19 protein-coding genes are annotated in these 20,517 nt (G+C 35.7%); 18 read left to right on the top strand and 1 reads right to left on the bottom strand.

What is annotated here, in order from left to right:
• The first annotated feature begins 77 nt into the window (after positions 1-77).
• The 15 genes from udk (at position 78) to DZ858_RS11010 (ending at position 14,603) form a co-directional block, all read left to right on the top strand.
• Positions 78-698 (top strand): uridine kinase, encoded by a 621-nt coding sequence (gene udk / locus DZ858_RS11080; protein ID WP_117159733.1) that lies wholly within the window; start codon positions 78-80, stop codon positions 696-698.
• Positions 695-1,030, top strand: coding sequence for an FtsB family cell division protein (locus DZ858_RS11075; protein ID WP_117159732.1), 336 nt, complete (start codon positions 695-697; stop codon positions 1,028-1,030). The genes udk and DZ858_RS11075 overlap by 4 nt, the downstream gene beginning before the upstream one ends.
• Positions 1,023-2,387: a methylmalonyl-CoA mutase subunit beta gene (locus DZ858_RS11070; protein ID WP_117159731.1), complete on the top strand. Its 1,365-nt coding sequence runs from the start codon at positions 1,023-1,025 to the stop codon at positions 2,385-2,387. Before DZ858_RS11075 ends, DZ858_RS11070 begins: the two co-directional genes overlap by 8 nt.
• On the top strand, positions 2,387-2,572 hold the full coding sequence (locus tag DZ858_RS11065; RefSeq protein ID WP_117159730.1) for a hypothetical protein: 186 nt from the start codon (positions 2,387-2,389) through the stop codon (positions 2,570-2,572). Before DZ858_RS11070 ends, DZ858_RS11065 begins: the two co-directional genes overlap by 1 nt.
• Positions 2,565-4,709 (top strand): methylmalonyl-CoA mutase, encoded by a 2,145-nt coding sequence (gene scpA, locus DZ858_RS11060; protein WP_117159729.1) that lies wholly within the window; start codon positions 2,565-2,567, stop codon positions 4,707-4,709. The genes DZ858_RS11065 and scpA overlap by 8 nt, the downstream gene beginning before the upstream one ends.
• Positions 4,706-5,236: a GNAT family N-acetyltransferase gene (locus tag DZ858_RS11055; protein ID WP_117159728.1), complete on the top strand. Its 531-nt coding sequence runs from the start codon at positions 4,706-4,708 to the stop codon at positions 5,234-5,236. Before scpA ends, DZ858_RS11055 begins: the two co-directional genes overlap by 4 nt.
• A gap of 73 nt (positions 5,237-5,309) precedes the next feature.
• Complete coding sequence (locus tag DZ858_RS11050) at positions 5,310-6,194, top strand: SDR family oxidoreductase (protein WP_117159727.1); 885 nt, start codon at positions 5,310-5,312, stop codon at positions 6,192-6,194.
• Positions 6,195-6,347: 153 nt separating this feature from the next.
• Complete coding sequence (locus DZ858_RS11045; protein ID WP_117159726.1) at positions 6,348-7,109, top strand: ParA family protein; 762 nt, start codon at positions 6,348-6,350, stop codon at positions 7,107-7,109.
• A gap of 9 nt (positions 7,110-7,118) precedes the next feature.
• Positions 7,119-8,021 (top strand): ParB/RepB/Spo0J family partition protein, encoded by a 903-nt coding sequence (locus DZ858_RS11040; RefSeq protein WP_117159725.1) that lies wholly within the window; start codon positions 7,119-7,121, stop codon positions 8,019-8,021.
• Positions 8,011-8,610, top strand: coding sequence for a DUF5683 domain-containing protein (locus DZ858_RS11035; protein WP_117159724.1), 600 nt, complete (start codon positions 8,011-8,013; stop codon positions 8,608-8,610). The genes DZ858_RS11040 and DZ858_RS11035 overlap by 11 nt, the downstream gene beginning before the upstream one ends.
• Positions 8,610-9,314, top strand: coding sequence for a 4-hydroxy-tetrahydrodipicolinate reductase (gene dapB, locus DZ858_RS11030; protein ID WP_117159723.1), 705 nt, complete (start codon positions 8,610-8,612; stop codon positions 9,312-9,314). Before DZ858_RS11035 ends, dapB begins: the two co-directional genes overlap by 1 nt.
• A gap of 67 nt (positions 9,315-9,381) precedes the next feature.
• Positions 9,382-10,959, top strand: a complete 1,578-nt coding sequence (lepB, locus tag DZ858_RS11025) for a signal peptidase I (RefSeq protein WP_117159722.1) — start codon at positions 9,382-9,384, stop codon at positions 10,957-10,959.
• 46 nt (positions 10,960-11,005) lie between these two features.
• A complete protein-coding gene (locus DZ858_RS11020; protein WP_117159721.1) occupies positions 11,006-11,626 on the top strand; it encodes a WbqC family protein in 621 nt (206 codons plus the stop codon).
• A 103-nt stretch (positions 11,627-11,729) separates the two neighbouring features.
• The gene (locus DZ858_RS11015) at positions 11,730-13,553 is read left to right on the top strand and encodes a flavohemoglobin expression-modulating QEGLA motif protein (RefSeq protein ID WP_117159720.1); all 1,824 of its coding nucleotides are present in this window, start codon (positions 11,730-11,732) and stop codon (positions 13,551-13,553) included.
• A 6-nt stretch (positions 13,554-13,559) separates the two neighbouring features.
• A complete protein-coding gene (locus DZ858_RS11010; protein ID WP_117159719.1) occupies positions 13,560-14,603 on the top strand; it encodes a glutathione synthetase in 1,044 nt (347 codons plus the stop codon).
• Positions 14,604-14,765: 162 nt separating this feature from the next.
• Here DZ858_RS11010 and bshC read toward each other — a convergent pair whose 3' ends face one another.
• Positions 14,766-16,358 (bottom strand): bacillithiol biosynthesis cysteine-adding enzyme BshC, encoded by a 1,593-nt coding sequence (bshC, locus tag DZ858_RS11005; RefSeq protein WP_117159718.1) that lies wholly within the window; start codon positions 16,356-16,358, stop codon positions 14,766-14,768.
• 187 nt (positions 16,359-16,545) lie between these two features.
• Between bshC and DZ858_RS11000 the strand changes: the two genes are divergently transcribed.
• From DZ858_RS11000 to DZ858_RS10990, 3 genes are read left to right on the top strand one after another with little or no spacing between them, the layout of a single operon-like run.
• Positions 16,546-18,750 (top strand): RelA/SpoT family protein, encoded by a 2,205-nt coding sequence (locus DZ858_RS11000; RefSeq protein WP_117159717.1) that lies wholly within the window; start codon positions 16,546-16,548, stop codon positions 18,748-18,750.
• 24 nt (positions 18,751-18,774) lie between these two features.
• On the top strand, positions 18,775-19,227 hold the full coding sequence (locus tag DZ858_RS10995; RefSeq protein ID WP_117159716.1) for a Fur family transcriptional regulator: 453 nt from the start codon (positions 18,775-18,777) through the stop codon (positions 19,225-19,227).
• 6 nt (positions 19,228-19,233) lie between these two features.
• Complete coding sequence (locus DZ858_RS10990) at positions 19,234-20,505, top strand: adenylosuccinate synthase (protein WP_117159715.1); 1,272 nt, start codon at positions 19,234-19,236, stop codon at positions 20,503-20,505.
• Positions 20,506-20,517: the final 12 nt, after the last annotated feature.

Genomic DNA, 20,517 nt, shown 5'->3' with positions numbered 1-20,517 from the left:
ATTAAGACATTTCTTTATTCTATCTGCTATATCCTATATTCTTTTTTAATCCCTACTTTTGTAAAAACTAAAAAAACATGCTTATAATTGGCATTGCCGGCGGTACCGGAAGCGGTAAAACAACTGTTGTGCAACAAATTGTTGAAGAATTACCAGCAGATGAAGTTTGCATCATCTCACAAGATTCGTATTACAAAGATACATCTCATTTATCGTTAGATGAACGGGTGAAAATTAATTTTGACCATCCACAAGCCATCGATTTCGACTTGTTAGTGAATCACTTAAAAGAACTGAAAAAAGGAAAGAGTTTTGAACAACCAGTCTATAGTTTTGTAGATCATAACCGAACTGGTGAAACGCTTACTACACATCCTCGAAAAGTAGTTATTGTTGAAGGGATTCTAATCTTGACGCATCCCGATATTCGGGAATTGTTCGACATAAAAATATTTGTTCACGCTGATAGTGACGAACGCTTGATACGGAGATTAAAACGAGATATTGCAGAACGTGGAAGAGACTTGGACGAAGTATTAAACCGCTATCAAACCACCTTGAAACCCATGCATCAGCAGTTTATTGAACCAACAAAAGAATTTGCTGATATTATTATACCGACTAATCGATACAACACAGTGGCTGTTAATTTAATACGCAACATTATCAATCAAAAATTAGCAAAAACCGAATCGTGAAATTTTCAAAAATAAAACAGAAAAAATGGTTCAAAATATTGAGCAACAAATACATGCTCATTGTGTTGGTATTTCTGGCATGGATGGTTTTTTTTGATACCAATTCATGGTTTATTCATCAAGAACTAGATGAAGATATAGAAGGTTTACAAGAAAACGCCGAGTTTTATCAATCTGAAATAGAACATGACAAAGCCTTTATCGAAAAAATGAAAGATAGTGACGAAGTAGAGAAGTTTGCGCGCGAAAAATACTATCTTAAAAGAGAAAACGAAGATATTTATATTATAGAACACGAAGACAGCCTTAAAAACAAGGAAGACGATGAGTGATTTATTTAAAGATTTTGATTCTGTTTCCGCCAAAGAGTGGAAACAAAAAATACACGCCGATTTAAAAGGAGCCGATTACAATGAAACGCTCATTTGGCAAAGTCGTGAAGGTATTCATGTAAAACCTTTTTACCATCCTGATGATTTTGAAGAAGCCTTTACTCCTATTCCTGGGCAACCTACTACCTGGAATATTGCACAGCACATTTTTATCGATGACGAAGCTATTGCCAATAATTTAGCAATCGATGCCATTAAAAGAGGTGCGGAAGCGATTATTTTTTCAGCAGAAAGTGAATTTGATATTTATAAAGTATTCAATAACTTTCCTTTTGAAGAAACTCCTATCTATTTCTACCTAACATTTCTTTCAGAAGAATTTTTAGGTAAATTGAAACAGCTCTTTTCTGAAAAAAATGCCACAGTTTACTATAATATTGATTTAATTGGGAACCTTACTCACTCCGGAAATTGGTTTCATAATTTAAAAGAGGACCATAAAATTATAGACAAAATTGTTTATAAAAACCCTTCCGAAGCAATTATAAGTATTGATACAACTGGCTATCAAAATTCGGGAGCGACCATCGTACAGCAATTAGCGTATGCTCTTGCACACGTTAATGAATACTTGAATCATTTTTCTTCAGAAAAATTAAAAACACCAATTACTTTTAAAGTTGGCGTGGGTTCCAACTACTTTTTTGAAATCGCAAAGATCAGGGCGCTTCGTAAATTATACGCTGCATTAGCTTCAGAATATAACATTTCTGAAACCTGCCATATTATAGCTACACCTTCAAAACGAAATAAAACGTTGTATGATTATAACGTAAATATGTTACGAACCACTACCGAGTGCATGAGTGCTGTATTGGGTGGGGCAAATACTATTTGTAATTTACCGTACGATGCATTATTCCATAAAAGCAATGAATTTGGTGAACGCATAAGTCGTAATCAATTATTGGTGTTAAAAGAAGAAAGCTATTTCGATACAGTTAGTAACGCAGCCGATGGAACTTACTATATAGAAAGTTTAACCGATGAATTAGCCGAAAAAGCGTTAGAGTTATTTAAAACCATTGAAAAAGGCGGCGGATTTCTCCAACAGTTGAAAGAAGGGAAAGTTCAGCAAAAAATTAAAGAAAGTGCCGAAAAAGAACAACAGCTTTACAACGATGGAAACGTAAAATTATTAGGTACAAATTATCATACCAATCCTGAAGACCGTATGAAAGATGATTTAGATTTATATCCTTTTGTAAAAACAAAGCCAAGAAAAACAATAATTGAACCAATCATAGAAAGAAGATTGTCAGAGCAAACGGAACAGGAACGCTTAAAAAAAGAGTAATGAGTAGAGAGGCTTTAGAAATGATTTTAGGAATCGGATTTGCCATTTTAGGTCTTGCTTTATTTTTAAAAAGGGAGACGTTAAGCAAGTCGAAATATTATAGAGTTATAATGATTGTTGCCGCCATAATGTTTGTAGCATTTGCGGTGTATTTAGGATTTAGAAGTTTTAATAGTTATGAGTAGAAAAGATATTCAACATATTAGCTTAAACAAAACGGAAGGTAAAACTCCGAAACCAAGCGTAGCGAATAAAACGTATACCACTGCTGAAAAGATTGACGTGAAAAATCGGTATTCGGCTGAAGATTTAAAGAATTTAAATCATTTAGAGTTTGCAGCTGGTATTTCACCATATCTGCGAGGTCCCTACTCTACTATGTACGTTCGCAGACCTTGGACTATCCGCCAATATGCTGGTTTTTCCACTGCGGAAGAAAGCAATGCTTTTTACCGTAGAAATTTAGCTGCTGGACAAAAAGGGCTTTCGGTAGCATTTGATTTAGCAACGCACCGTGGCTATGATAGTGACCATGAACGTGTTTTTGGTGACGTAGGAAAAGCAGGAGTTGCGATTGATTCGGTTGAAGATATGAAAATTCTTTTCGACCAAATTCCATTGGATAAGATGAGTGTTTCCATGACCATGAACGGTGCCGTTTTGCCCATTATGGCGTTTTACATTGTCGCTGCCGAAGAACAAGGCGTTTCACCCGAAGCTTTGGCTGGAACCATTCAGAATGATATTTTAAAGGAATTTATGGTGCGAAATACCTACATCTATCCGCCTACGCCTTCTATGAAAATTATCAGTGATATTTTTGAATTCACGTCCAAAAATATGCCGCGTTTTAACTCTATTTCCATTTCGGGCTACCATATGCAAGAAGCAGGCGCCACTTGCGATATTGAACTAGCATATACACTAGCAGATGGATTAGATTACATTCGCACCGGTATCGATGCCGGGATGGACATTGACACATTTGCCCCTCGCCTATCTTTTTTCTGGGCAATCGGAATGAACCATTTTATGGAAATTGCCAAAATGCGAGCTGCTCGAATGCTATGGGCAAAACTGGTAAAACGATTCAATCCTAAAAATCCAAAATCACTATCGCTTCGTACGCATTGTCAAACCAGTGGTTGGAGTTTAACTGAGCAAGATCCGTTTAACAATGTTGCTAGAACGTGTATTGAAGCTTCGGCTGCTGCTTTTGGTGGAACGCAATCCTTACACACCAATGCTTTGGATGAAGCCATTGCATTACCAACCGACTTTTCAGCAAGAATTGCACGAAACACACAAATTTACCTTCAAGAAGAAACTGAAATCACTAAAACTGTCGATCCTTGGGCAGGCAGTTACTACGTTGAAAAATTGACCGACGACATCGCAAAAAGTGCTTGGGCTCTTATTGAGGAAGTGGAAGAATTAGGCGGGATGACAAAAGCGATTGAAAAAGGGATTCCGAAACTTCGTATTGAAGAAGCTTCTGCAAGAAAACAAGCGCGAATTGACAGTGGTCAAGATATTATCGTTGGCACTAATAAATACCGACTTGAAAAAGAAGATCCACTTCAAATTTTAGATGTGGACAACCAAAAGGTCCGCACCTCTCAAGTAGAACGTTTAGAGCGTATTAAAAAAGAACGAGACACTAATAAAGTAAAAGAAACATTACAAAAATTAAGTAAATGTGCTAAAACAGGTGACGGAAATTTATTAGCTTTAGCCGTAGATGCAGCTCGGGAACGTGCTACACTAGGTGAAATTTCAGATGCATTAGAAGAAGTATTTGGAAGGTATAAAGCACAAATAAAATCATTTAGCGGCGTGTATAGTAAAGAAATGAAGAAAGACCCATCATTCGCTAAAGCAAGGGAATTAGCAGATAATTTTGCCGAAATAGAAGGTCGTCGTCCTCGTATAATGATTGCAAAAATGGGACAAGACGGTCACGATCGCGGTGCGAAAGTAGTTTCTACTGGTTATGCCGATGTTGGCTTTGATGTAGATATTGGCCCCTTATTTCAAACTCCTGCCGAAGCTGCTAAGCAAGCGGTTGAGAATGATGTACATATTTTAGGGGTTTCCTCACTGGCGGCAGGACATAAAACCTTGGTTCCGCAAGTTATTGAGGAGTTAAAAAAACACGATCGCGAAGATATTATGGTCATTGTGGGAGGCGTAATTCCTTCACAAGACTATCAATATTTGTTTGACGCTGGAGCTACTGCTGTGTATGGTCCAGGAACTAAAATTAGCGATGCTGCTATTGAAATACTTCAAATTTTAATTGATGCATTTTCAGAAGAATGAATGACTATATCCTGAAAACAGAGCGATTAGGTTTACGAAATTGGAAAGCTTCAGATATTGATCCATTTATAGAAATGGGTAAAGATCCAGAAGTGATGCAATATTTTCCTAGCTTACTTTCAGAAGAAGAGTCTCGTGAATTTATTCAAAAATTACAAGAGCATTTCATTCTACACGGCTACTGCTATTTTGCTGTTGATATATTAGAAACTTCAGAATTTATCGGCTTTACTGGGTTTATGAATCAAATCTGGGAAAGTACATTTACACCTTGTGTAGATATGGGTTGGCGCTTAAAACGCAGCGCTTGGGGAAAAGGCTACGCAACCGAAGCTGCTAAAGCATGTTTGGAAGCTGCTTTGCCAAAATTCAACCTAAAAAAAGTGTATGCTTTTACCCCAGATAAAAATATCCCATCACAAAAAGTAATGCAGAAAATTGGGATGAATTATGCAGGTGATTTTCAGCATCCAAAATTAATTGGGGATGATCGGTTTGAGTATTGCGTGGCTTACAAAAATAGCTAATAATTATTTTACTATGCACGCATACTAATTAAAAGCGATTCCCTATTTTTACAATAACAAAAAAACAAAAGCTATGGATACTTCAGCAAAAATGCTTCGTGACGATGCACTTAAAGGAAAAACAATAGTCGTTACCGGTGGTGGTAGCGGATTAGGAAAATCAATGACTACCTACTTTCTAGAATTAGGTGCCAATGTGGTAATCACTTCTAGAAATATTAAGAAACTAGAAACCGTTAAAAAAGAACTAGAAGAACAGACGGGCGGTACTGTTTTACCTGTACAATGTGATGTTCGTAATTATGACGAAGTTGAAGCCATGGTACAAGCTTCGGTTAAAGAATTTGGAACTGTTGACGTGTTATTAAACAATGCTGCAGGAAACTTCATTTCCCCTACCGAACGCCTTTCGGCAAATGCTTTCGATACAATTATAGACATTGTTTTAAAAGGAACAAAAAACTGCACACTAGCCTTCGGAAAACATTGGATAGACAAAAAAGAAGAGAATAAAACTGTCTTAAATATTGTAACAACCTATGCCTTTACAGGTTCAGCTTACGTAGTGCCAAGTGCCACAGCAAAAGCCGGCGTTTTGGCTTTAACCCGATCTTTAGCAGTTGAATGGGCCAAATACGGCATCCGATTCAATGCTATTGCTCCAGGACCGTTCCCTACAAAAGGTGCTTGGGACCGTTTGTTGCCAGGCGATTTAAAAGAGAAATTCGATTTAGCGAAAAAAGTGCCTCTAAAACGAGTGGGTGATCACCAAGAATTGGCAAACTTAGCCGCTTATTTGGTTTCAGATTTTTCAGCTTATTTAAATGGTGAAGTAGTTGTTATAGATGGAGGCGAATGGCTAAAAGGTGCCGGACAGATGAACTTGCTAGAAGATGTACCAGATGAAATGTGGGATATGCTGGAGATGATGATTCGTTCTAAAAAAAATAAGTCGTAAGATTTTAAAATAAAACATGTTACCTCGAAAAACTCTAACCCTATATTCTAGCATTAATTTTAAAAACATAGAATGTTCACTTCCTGTTAACAAAAATGATTTTATGTCCGCATAATTAATCGTATTTTTAGCCTTTAAACCATAAAAGACTTAATGGGTAAAATAATAGCAATTGCCAATCAAAAAGGAGGCGTGGGAAAAACCACTACCTCGGTAAATTTAGCTGCCTCTTTAGGCGTTTTAGAGAAAAAAGTTTTACTTATTGATGCCGATCCCCAGGCCAATGCGACTTCGGGATTAGGTATTGATGTAGAAGAAGTTGAAAAAGGCACGTACCAGATTCTGGAACACACCATATCTGCTGCAGATGCCATTATGGAGACGTCCTCTCCAAATTTGCATTTAATTCCAGCACACATAGACTTGGTGGCCATAGAAATTGAATTGGTAGATCAAGACAAGCGTGAATCGATGCTCAAAAACGCAATTACAAGCTTAAAGGAGCAATACGATTATATTTTAATAGATTGTGCGCCATCACTTGGATTGCTCACACTAAATGCCTTAACAGCAGCTGATTCAGTTATTATTCCAATTCAATGTGAATATTTTGCTTTGGAAGGGCTAGGTAAGCTCTTAAACACTATTAAAAGTGTTCAAAAAATACACAACAACAATCTTGATATTGAAGGATTATTATTGACCATGTACGATTCACGTTTACGACTTTCTAACCAAGTGGTAGATGAAGTTAAAAAGCATTTTGACGAAATGGTGTTTAAGACAATCATTATGCGAAATGTGCGTTTAAGTGAAGCACCAAGCTATGGCGAAAGTATCATTAGCTATGATGCTAGTAGTAAAGGCGCCAATAATTACTTAAGTTTGGCACAAGAGTTAATTGAGAAAAATTAGAAATGATCGATGGCGAAAGCAACTAAAAAACAAGCCTTAGGGCGAGGACTTTCAGCTTTGCTGAATGACCCCTCAAACGATATAAAATCTGCTGAAGATGAAAATGCAGATAAAGTAGTTGGTAACATTGTTGAGTTGGAACTGGAAACAATTGAAGTAAATCCATTTCAACCACGAACTAGCTTTAACGAAGAAACTCTTCGTGAATTGGCTTCTTCTATTAAGGAATTAGGTGTTATTCAACCTATAACCGTTCGAAAATTAGGATTCAATAAATACCAATTAGTTAGTGGAGAGCGTCGTTATAGAGCTTCCAAACTAATAGGCTTAGATCGTATTCCTGCATATATTCGAATTGCAAACGATCAAGAGTCATTAGAAATGGCTTTAGTTGAAAACATTCAACGTCAAGACTTAGACCCTATTGAAATTGCACTTTCGTATCAACGATTAATCGAAGAAATTGAAATTACGCAAGAAGAGTTAAGTGATCGGATAGGAAAAAACAGATCGACTATAGCTAATTATCTTCGTCTTCTTAAGTTAGACCCAATAATCCAAACGGGAATGCGGGATGGTTTTATTTCTATGGGACATGGGCGAGCTTTAATTAATGTTGATGATCCTGATCATCAATTAGATATTTACGAAAAAATACTCAGTAACAAACTATCTGTTCGAGACACCGAAGCTCTAGTGCGATCCTATAAATCTGGTGATGAGAAGCAAACAAAGCCAGTTAAAAAAGCTACACCTCAATTTGCCAATAAAGGCAGAAAGGAGTTGGAAGATCTCTTAGAAACTAAAGTTAATGTAAAAGTTTCAAAGTCAGGCAAAGGACAATTAGTAGTTCCTTTTAAAAACAAAGAAGATTTCCAACGTATTCTCAAGGTACTGAAAAGTGAACAGTAAGCTTTTAAATATCCTATTTCTTATAATAGCCACAGCAGCTTTTGCACAAGAAGTTGATTCTACTGCTGTGCAAAAAGATAGCGTAATTGTCTCTGAAAAAAAGGAAGCTATTGTTATAAAAGACACTGTTATAGATAAAGAACCTTATAATCCATTAGCACCTTCAAAAGCTGCTTTCTACTCAGCAGTAGTCCCTGGATTAGGGCAAGCCTACAATAAAAAATATTGGAAAATTCCGATAATATATGCTGGAATGGCCACAGGCGTATATTTTTATTTAAAAAATGACGATGACTATAATCAGTTTAGAGACGCCTATAAAAGAAGGTTAGCTGGCTTTGAAGACGATGAATTTCAAGGCATTTCTACCGAACGGCTAATTGATGCCCAACGTAATGCAAAAACGAACAAAGATTACAGTATTATTGCAGTTGTTTTAGTTTATATGCTAAATATAATTGATGCCAACGTGGACGCTCACCTACAGCAATATAACGTTACCGAAGATCTTTCAATTTCCCCCAATTTTGAAGTAAACTCAATTAATACACAAGCCAATTATGGTTTGTCATTTCGATTTAAGTTATAATGAAATTAGCACTTTTAGGATACGGAAAAATGGGTAAAACCATTGAAAAACTAGCAATTGATAAAGGCCACGAGATTGTGTACAAACTAAGTAGTGATTTTGAAGAAGGCACTTTAGAAAATGCCGATGCCGCTATTGAGTTTTCAGTTCCTGAAGCTGCGGTTGAAAATATAACTCGATGTTTTAAAGAAGGAATTCCAGTAGTTTGTGGCACCACAGGTTGGTTAGATGATTATAAAAAAGTGCTAAAAAAATGTGAAGACCGTAACGCACGCTTCATTTATGCGTCCAACTTTAGTGTGGGAGTTAATTTATTTTTCAGCATTAATGATTATGTTGCTAAATTAATGGCTCCGTGGGATGAATATGATGTTTCAGTAGAAGAGATTCACCATACACAAAAAAAAGATGCACCAAGTGGTACAGCTATCACTATTGCAGAAGGGATTATCAAGAATACCGGTAAAGAAAATTGGAAGTTGGATGAAACTTCAGAAAAAACAATACCTATCACTGCAAAACGAGAAGGTGATGTTAAAGGAACACATAGTGTGGAGTATAGCTCAAAAATTGATACTATTTCAATAAAACATGAAGCGCATACCCGCGATGGATTTGCTAAAGGCGCTATTCTTGCTGCCGAATGGCTGGCTAAAAAGGAAAGCGGTGTTTACACGATGAAAGATGTCTTGGGAATTTCGTAGTATTGCAAGATGTTTTAAATTAAATTGACTAAAAGAAGGAATACATTTCTTCAGAAAAATATAAAATATGAGTTGGACAGGTTGGTTATTATTTTTCCTATTAGTACAAGTAATCCATTTTTTAGGTACTTGGAAGTTATACATTAAAGCTGGAAGACAAGCTTGGGAAGCGGCTGTTCCTGTATACAATGCAGTAGTTTTAATGAAAATTATTAACCGCCCTTGGTGGTGGACTATTCTACTCTTCATCCCTATTGTAAACTTAATTATGTTTCCTGTAGTTTGGGTAGAAACCTTACGTAGTTTTGGACGAAACAGTAATGCAGATACTTTTTTAGCTATTATCACATTAGGATTATACCTCTTTTATATAAACTACACCCAAGATGTAACTTATATTGAAGAAAGAAGTTTAAAACCACGCACTGCTGCTGGAGAATGGGTTAGTTCAATTTTGTTTGCTGTTGTTGCTGCAACGATTGTACATACCTATTTTATGCAGCCGTTTACCATTCCAACAGCATCTTTAGAGAAAACGTTGTTAGTTGGCGATTTTCTGTTTGTAAGTAAGTTCCATTATGGAGCTCGAGCACCAATGACACCCCTTTCATTCCCAATGGTTCACGACACCATACCGGTAGTAAAAACAAAGTCATACATTCCAAAACCTCAAGTACCGTATTTTAGATTTCCAGGTTTTCAAGATATTGAACGTAATGACATTGTTGTATTTAACTGGCCAATTGATGAGTTTGAAGATATAGGCCCGCCACCAAAAGGCCATGCATATAAACCAATTGACAAAAAATCCAATTACGTAAAACGCTCTGTTGGTTTGCCTGGTGATTCTTTAGAAATTCGTGATGGTTACGTTTATATTGACGGAAAATTAAACGATTTACCCGATCGTTCTAAAATTCAGTTTTCTTATGCATTTAGAACAAAAGGTAAAATAAACCCCAATATATTTAGGGATCAATACGATATCACTGATGGTATTGGTTATGACGAAAAGCTTAAAGCCTATTTTTTACCAGCCGTTTCTGAAGAAGCGCTGAGCAAGCTCAAGAAAAATCCAAATATTGCCGAGGTTTTCCGATTAAAAAAAGAAAAGGGTGAGTTTGATGCTGGAGTTTTTCCACAAGATGATCGTTACAAGTGGAATGCAGACAATTTTGGACCCATTTATATTCCGAAGAAAGGTACGACAGTTGACATAAACCTTGAATCGATACCTTTTTACCGTCGTATTATCGAAGTATATGAAGGAAGCGAATTAGGAGTTGACAATAAAATTACCACTTCCGGAAACCAAGTATTACTTAATGGAAATCCTATTAGCAGTTATACCTTTCAACAAGATTACTATTGGATGATGGGTGACAACCGTAATAACTCACAAGATGCTCGTATGTGGGGTTACGTACCTTTTAACCACGTAGTTGGTAAACCTGTATTTATTTGGATGAGCTGGGATGGAACGAAGCAAGGTATTATGAATAAAATTCGGTGGGAACGTTTATTTACAACTGTTGGTGGTAGCGGAAAACCTGTATCTTACCTTTCTTATTTCTTAGTTCTGTTAGGTATTTGGTTTGCTTTTGATTTCTTCAGAAAAAGAAGAAAGAAGAGCGCTAAAAAATAAGTAAAAAGAAAATTCTTCTGTATTTACAGCAGCTAATTTTTTTAAAATGGAATCCATTTTAGTACATCCAACTTACTTTCCTTCCATTGCACAGATGGTGGCGATAAGTCAAGCTGAAAAAGTAAATTTTGAAGTATCGGGAAATTACCAAAAACAATCGTACCGAACACGGGCATACATAGCACATAGCAATGGAAAGTTGTTATTGAATGTCCCTATAAAACATACCGGCGAACGCCAAAAGTCTAAAGATATAGTCGTTGAAAATGAATTCCCTTGGCAATCACAACATTGGAAATCTCTCGAAACTGCCTACCGCACTTCGCCTTTCTTTGAGTTTTATGAAGATGAACTGTATCCATTATTCAATAAAAAAGTTTCAAGTTTGTTAGATCATAACCTTCAAATTTTTGATACTATTTGTGAATTAATAGAGTTAGAACCTTCTATTTCTTACACAGAAGAATATATTAAACAACCAGACAACGTTAAAAACCTACGGTATTTGGCAAAAGCTAAAAAAGAAAAATCATTTCAATTAGCGCCATACTATCAAGTTTTTGAAACCAAACATGGGTTTCTACCCAACTTATCCATTTTAGATTTGCTTTTTAACGAAGGGCCTAATACTCTCAACTATTTACAACAACAGGAAATAAACCTCTAAAGCTCCTTTTCTTTTTATTTCTTCTAACGTTTGCAGTTAATTTTTTACTAAATACAATTTCATAAATCGTGGTTGAATTTTAATTATAGTAAATTTAATTACTATGATTTCAGAAAAGCTAATCAATACTATTTGCAAAAATCTTGAAGAAGAACTTCCAGTAAGTGAAAAAATTACTGAAGGAGGAGAATTACATATTGATAAACTCCTGCCCTATATATGCGTATATAGGTATAAAGAAAAAGACATTAATTTTTCAGGTCTTTTAAAAACACAAGCTTCTTATCTTGTAGTAAAAGACACTGTTGATATTACAAATTTGTTAGAATGTATATCAAAAACTATCTCCAAACAATTAAATGCTTTTTTAATTATTGAAATGTGGCCCTTACGACAGGATCACGATGCAGAGTTTGAAATCTTTTGTCCTGAAGCTAAAGCCCCAGCAACAATAGCTGCTTTTAAAGAAGGGTTTGATGAACTCCGCGTTATTTATCCAGAAATATCTGCTACGGTAAGTGATACGCATTCTCGGCATCCAGAACATTTGGATCCACTCATTGAAATTGATGAAAGTAAAGAATCTGGTGCGCTTATAATAGGTTTAGGTATTCCAACTATTTATGAACGCCCAGAAGAAAACCAACTATTTTCTATTTTTTATAGGAAATTCAGTTCTCGTTTTTCAGAAATAGTAAAACGTGCAGTCTATGAGTTTATTCGGGTACAAACCTCGAATCCTTTTAATCATTACCTAATGCTAGGTAAAACCAATCTAGATAGAATTACGTTACAAGCAGATCAAGAATTAGCTGAAATTAGCGAACGCATGTCTTTTTTACTTCGTACCACTCCGGTAAATGCAACGCAGGAATGGGAACGATTTAAAGAGAATAAATTTAAAGAAAAACCTGCTTTTAATTACCGGCTTATTGCATTAGACCCCGAACAAGAAAAGCGAAAACTATATCAGCTACCAATCGATAAAGTAGACGATCCTACGCTGTCATTTATTTTACGGGATAAGCGTTTAGAGATTGAAAAGCAATTAACCATGCTTGAAGAACGGGGTACCGATAATTTTCGTTTTATAGGAGAAAGCCTATATGGCACTATTAAACCCGAAGTTTTAGAAGGTGCCGCAGCTATTTTGAAAAAATTCCCAAATCCAGATGATCGCAGTGATATGAATCGATTTGATTGCCATGAGTTTGCTAAATATGCGCAAGAAGAAATTGATTACTATCAAGAAAAGTTCCCAAAACTCGAATTAGGTCTCGAAATACGGAAAGACGTTGCAGGAATTATGGTGTCAAAAACCAAATTATTAATTAGTGATAAACTCTCTATGGATGCTAGTCGCTGTGATGCTTTGGTTCAACACGAGGTAGCTACACATATTCTAACCTACTGTAACGGAAAAAGACAACCTTTACAACAAATGTATGCAGGTTTTTCTGGGTATGATAAGTTGCAAGAAGGGCTAGCCGTATTAGCCGAATATTTAGTAAATGGACTCACGATTAACAGATTACGGCTATTGGCCGGTCGTGTAGAAGCCGCAAATTCATTAGTTAACGGAGCATCCTTTATCGACACGTTTGATATGCTCCACAACACTTATAATTTTACCGAATACACATCCTATTACATTACTATGCGAATTTACCGAGGCGGCGGTCTTATTAAAGATGCCGTTTACCTTGCTGGATTATTAAATATTATGGATTACATTAAAGACGGCGGAAATATAGAAACCCTATACACCGGTAAGTTCAATACCAATCATGTAAACTTAATTGAAGAGTTATTACACCGAAATATTATTCAAAAACCTGTTTTACCTCGCTTTTTAGAAAGAAATATTGCAAAAAAACGCCTTCAAAAATTGAAAGATGGAATACACTTAACCGAATTGCTAAACTAAAAAACTATGAAAATTGCATTTATCATTAACGACCATGTTACCGAAAAGCCTAATTATACAACTCCGGCACTAGGGTATGCTGCTTATAAAAGAGACCACAATGTATTTTTTATTGGTGTAGGCGAATTGGCATATGCCAGTGATGGGCATCTTTCCGCTCGTTGCAAAACTATAACTGGAAAAAAGTTCAATAATCAAGAAACATATTTTAAAGCTGTTCAAAAAGAAGAGTTTACTAAAATTACCTCTGCAGAATTAGATGTTCTTTTTCTACGAAACGATCCTTCTGATGAAATTGATGAACGTGAATGGGCTCAGAATGCAGCCTTTATTTTTGGAGAAATAGCTATGCAAGATAAAGTTTTGGTATTAAATCATCCTAGTACATTAGCCAGTGCTGTAAACAAAATGTATTTTCAGCATTTTCCTGAAATATTACGCCCGAAAACCATTATTACACGTGATCAACAAGAAATAAAAGATTTTTTTAAAGAGCAAAAGCAGAAAATGATTTTAAAGCCTTTACAAGGATCGGGAGGGAAAAACGTATTTATGATGGATAGTAAAAGTGAAAAGAATCTATCCCAAACGATTGATGCTATTTGTCGTGATGGCTTCGTAATTGCTCAAGAATATCTTCCAGAAGCTAAAAATGGTGATACCCGTTTGTTTTTAATGAACGGCGTGCCTTTACAATCTGCAGATGGAAAATATGCCATTATGCAACGCGTAAATGCTAGTGGAGATATTCGTAGTAACATTCACGCCGGTGGAAAGCCGCAGAAAGTTAAAATGACCGATCAGATTCTTGAACTGGCAGAAATTGTTCGTCCAAAATTAGTGCAAGACGGCATGTTTTTAGTAGGTATTGATATTGTCGGTGACAAACTCATGGAAATAAACGTGTTTAGTCCCGGCGGCCTAAATGTGATGGGTGAAATGTACAAAACCGACTTTGCTGTAGAAGTAATCAAGTCAATCGAGAAGAAAGTTCATTACAACGATACTTATGAAGATTACCTGTTTAACAGCAGGTTAGCGACAATGTAGACCACGACTACGCTCAGCTACCTAAAAATTATTTATTTCGGTGTTATCTGTACGATTTTAAAGACCAACTTTGTTGTTTTAAAATCAATATCTGTAATCTAATTTTATGATGGCTGAGTTGTTTTATTAAAACAGCAGTTTCAACTAACTTGTATCGAAGTTTTACACTTCTAATACTGTAAATTCATTGACTAACGGATCTAAGTTTTCTTTAATTTCAGAAAGTAATACATTGCCATGTTCTAGATGAAATTCTGAAAAATTCATAGTACGTTCTTGCAAACTTTGTTTTGGGAATAAGGTATCTTGAATGGCGGTTAACCGCTTTAATTCATCAGCAAGTTTACGTTTCTGTGCTTTTAGCAAACGCTTTTCTAGATTATCTAACCCATTTAATTGCTTTTTTTCTTGGGCGCCCACAGCTCCTAAAAAGGAAGCATCAGTTTTTTCAGCTATTGTGTATAAGTCTTTAAACTGTTGTTGAAGATATTTGCGTTGTTTTGAAAAATCAATATTAATTTCTGAAAGATGCTTCGTATGCTTTGTTTTCAGTTCGTGTTGTTTCAAAAATAAATCTTCTACTGAAACTTCCAACTTTTCTAGCTTTTCTGAAAGCTTAGAAGGCATTAGCAAAACTGAATTTCGAAGTAATAATATAGGGAATGGCACTTCAACCGATTCAAAATAATCTTTCAACTGAAACCAATACGCTAACTCGCCGCCACCGCCTACATAACATAAATTGGGCAATACCACCTCCTGAAATAGTGGTCTAAGTAAAGCATTGGGTGAAAACCGTTCTGGGTGATTTTCTAATTGCTCTAACAATTCTTCTTTTGAAAAAGATAGTTCGGTTTCGTTGATGTAAAATATTCCTCCTCGTTCAATAATGCGTTCGCGAAGTCCTTCTGTTAAGTAAAATAAATTGATTTCTCGCGGGTGTACTTGTTCAGCATAACCTAAATTGGTCAATTTTTTTGTGGTCTCGGTTACCTTTTTATAGGATAAATTTTCGGTTAGTTCTTTTTTAACATACGGGATAAACGCTTTTTTGAGTGAAGCATCATTTCCGTCTATAATTACCAATCCGTAGTCCTTAAACAATTCATTGGCTAAGTATCTTGTGGCGTCGGAAAGTGTCTTGTATTTAGTATAAGCTTCCTTAAAAAGCTCAATTAAATATTGTGCGTGTTCGCTATTCCCTAATTTAGCATGTACTACTTCTAGCACCTCATTTAATCCGTTAGTGGACAACTCTCCTACCGCTCCAGACGCTTCTCGGTTCCATTGTACTTTTTTGCCTTCGAAATTAAAATAGTTTATTTCTTCAAAATCATGGTCTTCACTTGCCATCCAATAGACGGGTACAAAATGATTTTCAGGATGTTTTTTGTTTAGCTTTTCTGAAAGATTAATAACTGAAAATATCTTGTATAAAAAGTAAAGCGGGCCAGTAAATAAGTTAAGTTGATGTCCAGTAGTAATAGTAAAGGTTTTCTCATTTGAAAGCGATTGAATGTTATCGCGTGTTTCTTTTGAAATGGAAACGTTTATATATTGTTTTTTTAAGGATTCAACTAATATCTCCCTAGATTCCTGTGTAAAGCCTTGTTTTTTTTCAATCTGTTTGCTGAAATTTTCCAGTTTTGGGAAATTTCCAAAGAACGGGTTTAACGCATCTTTTTCAGCAAGATAATCACAAATTAAACTTGAAAAATAATTGGTTTCTTGGTACGGGATAGTTTTTGTTGGCATACAGTCTGTAACGATTCACACAAATGTAACTACTTTACATGAGTTGTGATTTTAAAGATACGTTAATGTTAATTTTGTTTTAGGGTATTAGATCAAAAATATATAATTTCTCAAATTCAAAGTCAATTACTCAAGAAACTACAAAACTTTTGTTGTTTAATACATATTGAAATTGTACATTTAGTTTATGACCGAAGCCGTTATAGAAGCCGAAAAGAAACAACTCGCCAAGGAGTATAAAAAATTGCTTAAAATTAGTTACCGCAACCTTACTGCGGATGATAAAAAACTAATTAGAAGTGCTTTTGATGTAGCCGTAGATGCCCACAAGGACCAACGGCGAAAAAGTGGTGAGGCGTACGTATTTCACCCAATAGCCGTAGCGAAAATAGTAGCTGCCGAAATTGGGCTGGATGCAACTTCTATTGCTGCAGCTTTACTTCACGATGTAGTAGAAGATACCCAATACACTTTAACAGACTTAGAACAACTGTTTGGAGAAACCGTGGCTCGCATTGTAGATGGTTTAACTAAAATCTCTAATATGCCGTACGACAAAGACGTATCGTTACAGGCTGAGAATTTTAGAAAAATGTTGCTCACGCTTAATGAAGATATTCGGGTTATCATCATAAAAATTGCTGATCGTTTGCACAATATGCAGACAATGGATAGCATGCCAGCACACAAACAGGTTAAAATTGCTTCGGAAACATTATACATTTATGCTCCAATGGCTCACCGCATTGGATTATATAACATTAAAACTGAACTCGAAGATTTAGGCTTAAAATATACAGAGCCTGAAGTTTATAATGATATTCATAGTAAAATAAGGGATAGTAAGGAAGAACAAGATGCTTATATTGAAGCTTTTTCCAAAACCCTGAAAGATTCGTTTGATTCAGAAAATTTAAATTATGAAATAAAAGGCCGCCCAAAATCAATTTTTTCCATCCGAAGAAAAATGATTGCTCAAAACGTGAGTTTTGATGAAGTGTACGATAAGTTTGCTGTGCGTATTATTTATAAAAGTGATCTTGAAAATGAAAAATTTCTCGCTTGGAAAATATACTCAATTGTAACCGATCACTTTAGGCCCAACCCAATGCGCTTACGAGATTGGATTTCTTCACCGAAATCTACTGGTTATGAAGCTCTTCACATTACCGTTATGGGACCAAAAGGTAGATGGGTAGAAGTACAGATTCGCAGCGAACGTATGAACGAAATTGCCGAAAAAGGCTACGCCGCCCATTATAAATACAAAAACAAAGAAAAAGAAGACGGCGGGCTTGATGATTGGCTAAATAAGTTACAAGAAACGCTTGAAAATTCTGAAATCAGTGCTGTAGATTTTGTCGAAGAATTTAAACTAAATCTGTATGCAAAAGAAATATTTGTATTTACACCTAAAGGCGACTTATTTTCTTTACCCAAAGGCTCCACTGCTTTAGATTTTGCTTTTCAAGTACATACCGAAGTAGGAATGCATACTAGAGGGACAAAAGTAAACGGAAAGTTAGTTCCCTTAAGCCACGTACTAAAAAGTGGTGATCAAGTAGAGATTATTACTTCAGAAAAAAGTAACCCCTCTGCTAACTGGCTTGATTATGTAACCACAGGTAGGGCTCGCTCAAAAATAAAATCATCGTTAAAAGACGAGAAAAAGCAAATTGCCGAAGAAGGGAAAGCTGTATTAGCACGTAAATTAAAATCGCTGAAAATTACTTTAGACGAAAAAACCATTAATCAATTAGTCGTTTTTTTTAAAGTAAAAACTAGTTTAGATCTCTTTTATCGTGTAGGTGCTGGTATAATTGATAATCAAAAATTAAAAGACTTTGCTGCTTCGCGAAGCAATGCTTTTGTAAATTTCTTTAAAAATAAAATACGAAAACCAGATAAACCTCAAGATGTAAACAAAGAGGAAATTACTGAAAAATATGATCAACTTGTCTTTGGCAAAGAAGAAGAAAAGTTGGATTACAAAATGGCGAATTGTTGTAATCCTATTCCTGGGGACGATGTATTTGGTTTCGTCACTGTAAATGAAGGCATAAAAGTACATAAACAAAACTGTCCTAATGCACTGCAACTGCAGAGCAACTACAATTACCGTATTATGAAAGCCAAATGGATTGATTCTACCCAACGTGAGTTTAAAGCTAAGTTGGTGATAACAGGAATCGATGCAGTTGGACTCGTTAACAATGTCACCAAACTAATATCAAATAATATGAACATAGATATGAGAGGTGTTCATTTTGATAGTGATGACGGGGTTTTCAATGGAAAAATAACTGTAGTGGTAAAAAATAAAAATGTATTGGACAATCTAGTTCTGAAATTGAAAAAAATAAACGGAATAGATAAAGTTACACGAGTTTAAAATGAGTAACTTTGCATCTTTGATATGAGCACCAAAACTGAGAAAAATAACCAGGCAATAGTTAAAAATGTGTTTACGGCCTACCTTGAAGAAAAAGGGCATCGTAAAACACCAGAACGCTATGCCATACTTCAAGAAATTTACGATCAGAAAGAACATTTTGATATAGAATCCCTTTATATCAATATGAAAAATAAAAACTACCGCGTTAGTCGTGCAACACTTTATAATACTATTGAGTTGTTGTTAGAATGTGGTTTAGTGCGTAAACATCAGTTTGGTCAAAATCAGGCGCATTACGAAAAATCATATTTTGATAAACAACACGATCACGTAATTTTATCTGATGGCGAAGTGATTGAATTTTGCGATCCGCGTATACAAACTATTAAGAAAACAATCGAAGAGGTTTTTGATATTGAGATTACAAAGCATTCTCTTTATTTCTACGGAAACCGAAAACAGACCAATCAATAATACATTATGGCAGTAGACTTACTACTTGGATTACAATGGGGCGACGAAGGAAAAGGAAAAATCGTCGATGTTCTTACCAAAAACTATGATATAATTGCACGTTTTCAAGGTGGCCCAAACGCGGGTCACACACTTGAATTCGACGGCATAAAACATGTTTTACACACTATTCCTAGTGGTATTTTCCACAAAGATGCCGTAAACTTAGTTGGTAACGGAGTAGTAATAGATCCTGTTATTTTCAAAAAAGAATTAGACAACCTCTCTCAGTTCAACCTTGATATTAACAAGAAACTGCTTATTTCACGTAAAGCACATCTTATATTACCAACACACAGATTATTAGATGCTGCTAGTGAAACTTCAAAAGGAAAAGCAAAAATAGGTTCTACGCTTAAAGGTATTGGTCCAACGTACATGGACAAGACTGGACGAAATGGAATTCGCGTGGGAGATTTAGAATTAAGCGATTGGAAAGAAAGATATCGTACCCTTGCTAATAAGCATGAAGCGATGATTGATTTCTATAATGTAGACATACAATACAATTTAGCTGAATTAGAATCTGAATTCTTCGAAGCAATCGAAGTTTTAAAATCATTAACCTTCATTGATAGTGAAGAGTATTTACATAAAGCTCAAAAAGAAAATAAAACTATTTTAGCCGAAGGCGCCCAAGGCTCATTATTAGATATAGATTTTGGCACCTACCCGTTTGTAACTTCATCAAACACCACAGCTGCTGGAGCTTGTACAGGATTAGGAGTTGCACCAGGTAAAATTAAGGAGGTTTATGGAATTTTTAAAGCCTACACCACGCGTGTTGGAAGTGGCCCCTTCCCTACCGAGCTTTTTGATGAAGACGGTGAACGAATGGCCAAAGTAGGAAATGAATTTGGCGCTACAACTGGTCGTCCTAGACGATGCGGTTGGCTCGATTTAGTAGCTTTAAAGTACGCAGTGCAAGTAAACGGAGTCACCCAACTAATGATGATGAAAGGCGACGTACTAAGTGGTTTCAAAAAACTAAAAGTATGTACTGCCTATAAGTACAAAGGTGAAATAATTGAACATTTACCGTACAACATCGAAGCCGAAAATTTAACTCCGGTTTATACCGAAATGAAAGGATGGAAAGAAGATTTAACTAAAATGAACGATGCATCACAGCTTCCAAAAGAGCTAAATGACTATATCGAATTTTTAGAAAAAGAACTAGAAACTCCAATTAAAATTGTTTCCGTAGGACCTGACAGAGTGCAAACAATTAAGCGATAGTATACTTTTTCT

Origin of the sequence: Marixanthomonas ophiurae, assembly GCF_003413745.1 — a bacterium.
Taxonomy (GTDB): domain Bacteria; phylum Bacteroidota; class Bacteroidia; order Flavobacteriales; family Flavobacteriaceae; genus Marixanthomonas; species Marixanthomonas ophiurae.
Note: the sequence above shows the minus strand (reverse complement) of the source record. Positions and strands in the feature narration are given on the sequence as shown.

Coding starts and splice junctions, on each gene's coding strand:
- udk (WP_117159733.1), top strand. CDS start 78: ATGCTTATAATTGGCATTGCCGGCGGTACCGGAAGCGGTAAAACAACT.
- DZ858_RS11070 (WP_117159731.1), top strand. CDS start 1,023: ATGAGTGATTTATTTAAAGATTTTGATTCTGTTTCCGCCAAAGAGTGG.
- DZ858_RS11065 (WP_117159730.1), top strand. CDS start 2,387: ATGAGTAGAGAGGCTTTAGAAATGATTTTAGGAATCGGATTTGCCATT.
- scpA (WP_117159729.1), top strand. CDS start 2,565: ATGAGTAGAAAAGATATTCAACATATTAGCTTAAACAAAACGGAAGGT.
- DZ858_RS11055 (WP_117159728.1), top strand. CDS start 4,706: ATGAATGACTATATCCTGAAAACAGAGCGATTAGGTTTACGAAATTGG.
- DZ858_RS11050 (WP_117159727.1), top strand. CDS start 5,310: ATGGATACTTCAGCAAAAATGCTTCGTGACGATGCACTTAAAGGAAAA.
- DZ858_RS11045 (WP_117159726.1), top strand. CDS start 6,348: ATGGGTAAAATAATAGCAATTGCCAATCAAAAAGGAGGCGTGGGAAAA.
- DZ858_RS11040 (WP_117159725.1), top strand. CDS start 7,119: ATGGCGAAAGCAACTAAAAAACAAGCCTTAGGGCGAGGACTTTCAGCT.
- dapB (WP_117159723.1), top strand. CDS start 8,610: ATGAAATTAGCACTTTTAGGATACGGAAAAATGGGTAAAACCATTGAA.
- lepB (WP_117159722.1), top strand. CDS start 9,382: ATGAGTTGGACAGGTTGGTTATTATTTTTCCTATTAGTACAAGTAATC.
- DZ858_RS11020 (WP_117159721.1), top strand. CDS start 11,006: ATGGAATCCATTTTAGTACATCCAACTTACTTTCCTTCCATTGCACAG.
- DZ858_RS11015 (WP_117159720.1), top strand. CDS start 11,730: ATGATTTCAGAAAAGCTAATCAATACTATTTGCAAAAATCTTGAAGAA.
- DZ858_RS11010 (WP_117159719.1), top strand. CDS start 13,560: ATGAAAATTGCATTTATCATTAACGACCATGTTACCGAAAAGCCTAAT.
- bshC (WP_117159718.1), bottom strand. CDS start 16,358: ATGCCAACAAAAACTATCCCGTACCAAGAAACCAATTATTTTTCAAGT.
- DZ858_RS11000 (WP_117159717.1), top strand. CDS start 16,546: ATGACCGAAGCCGTTATAGAAGCCGAAAAGAAACAACTCGCCAAGGAG.
- DZ858_RS10995 (WP_117159716.1), top strand. CDS start 18,775: ATGAGCACCAAAACTGAGAAAAATAACCAGGCAATAGTTAAAAATGTG.
- DZ858_RS10990 (WP_117159715.1), top strand. CDS start 19,234: ATGGCAGTAGACTTACTACTTGGATTACAATGGGGCGACGAAGGAAAA.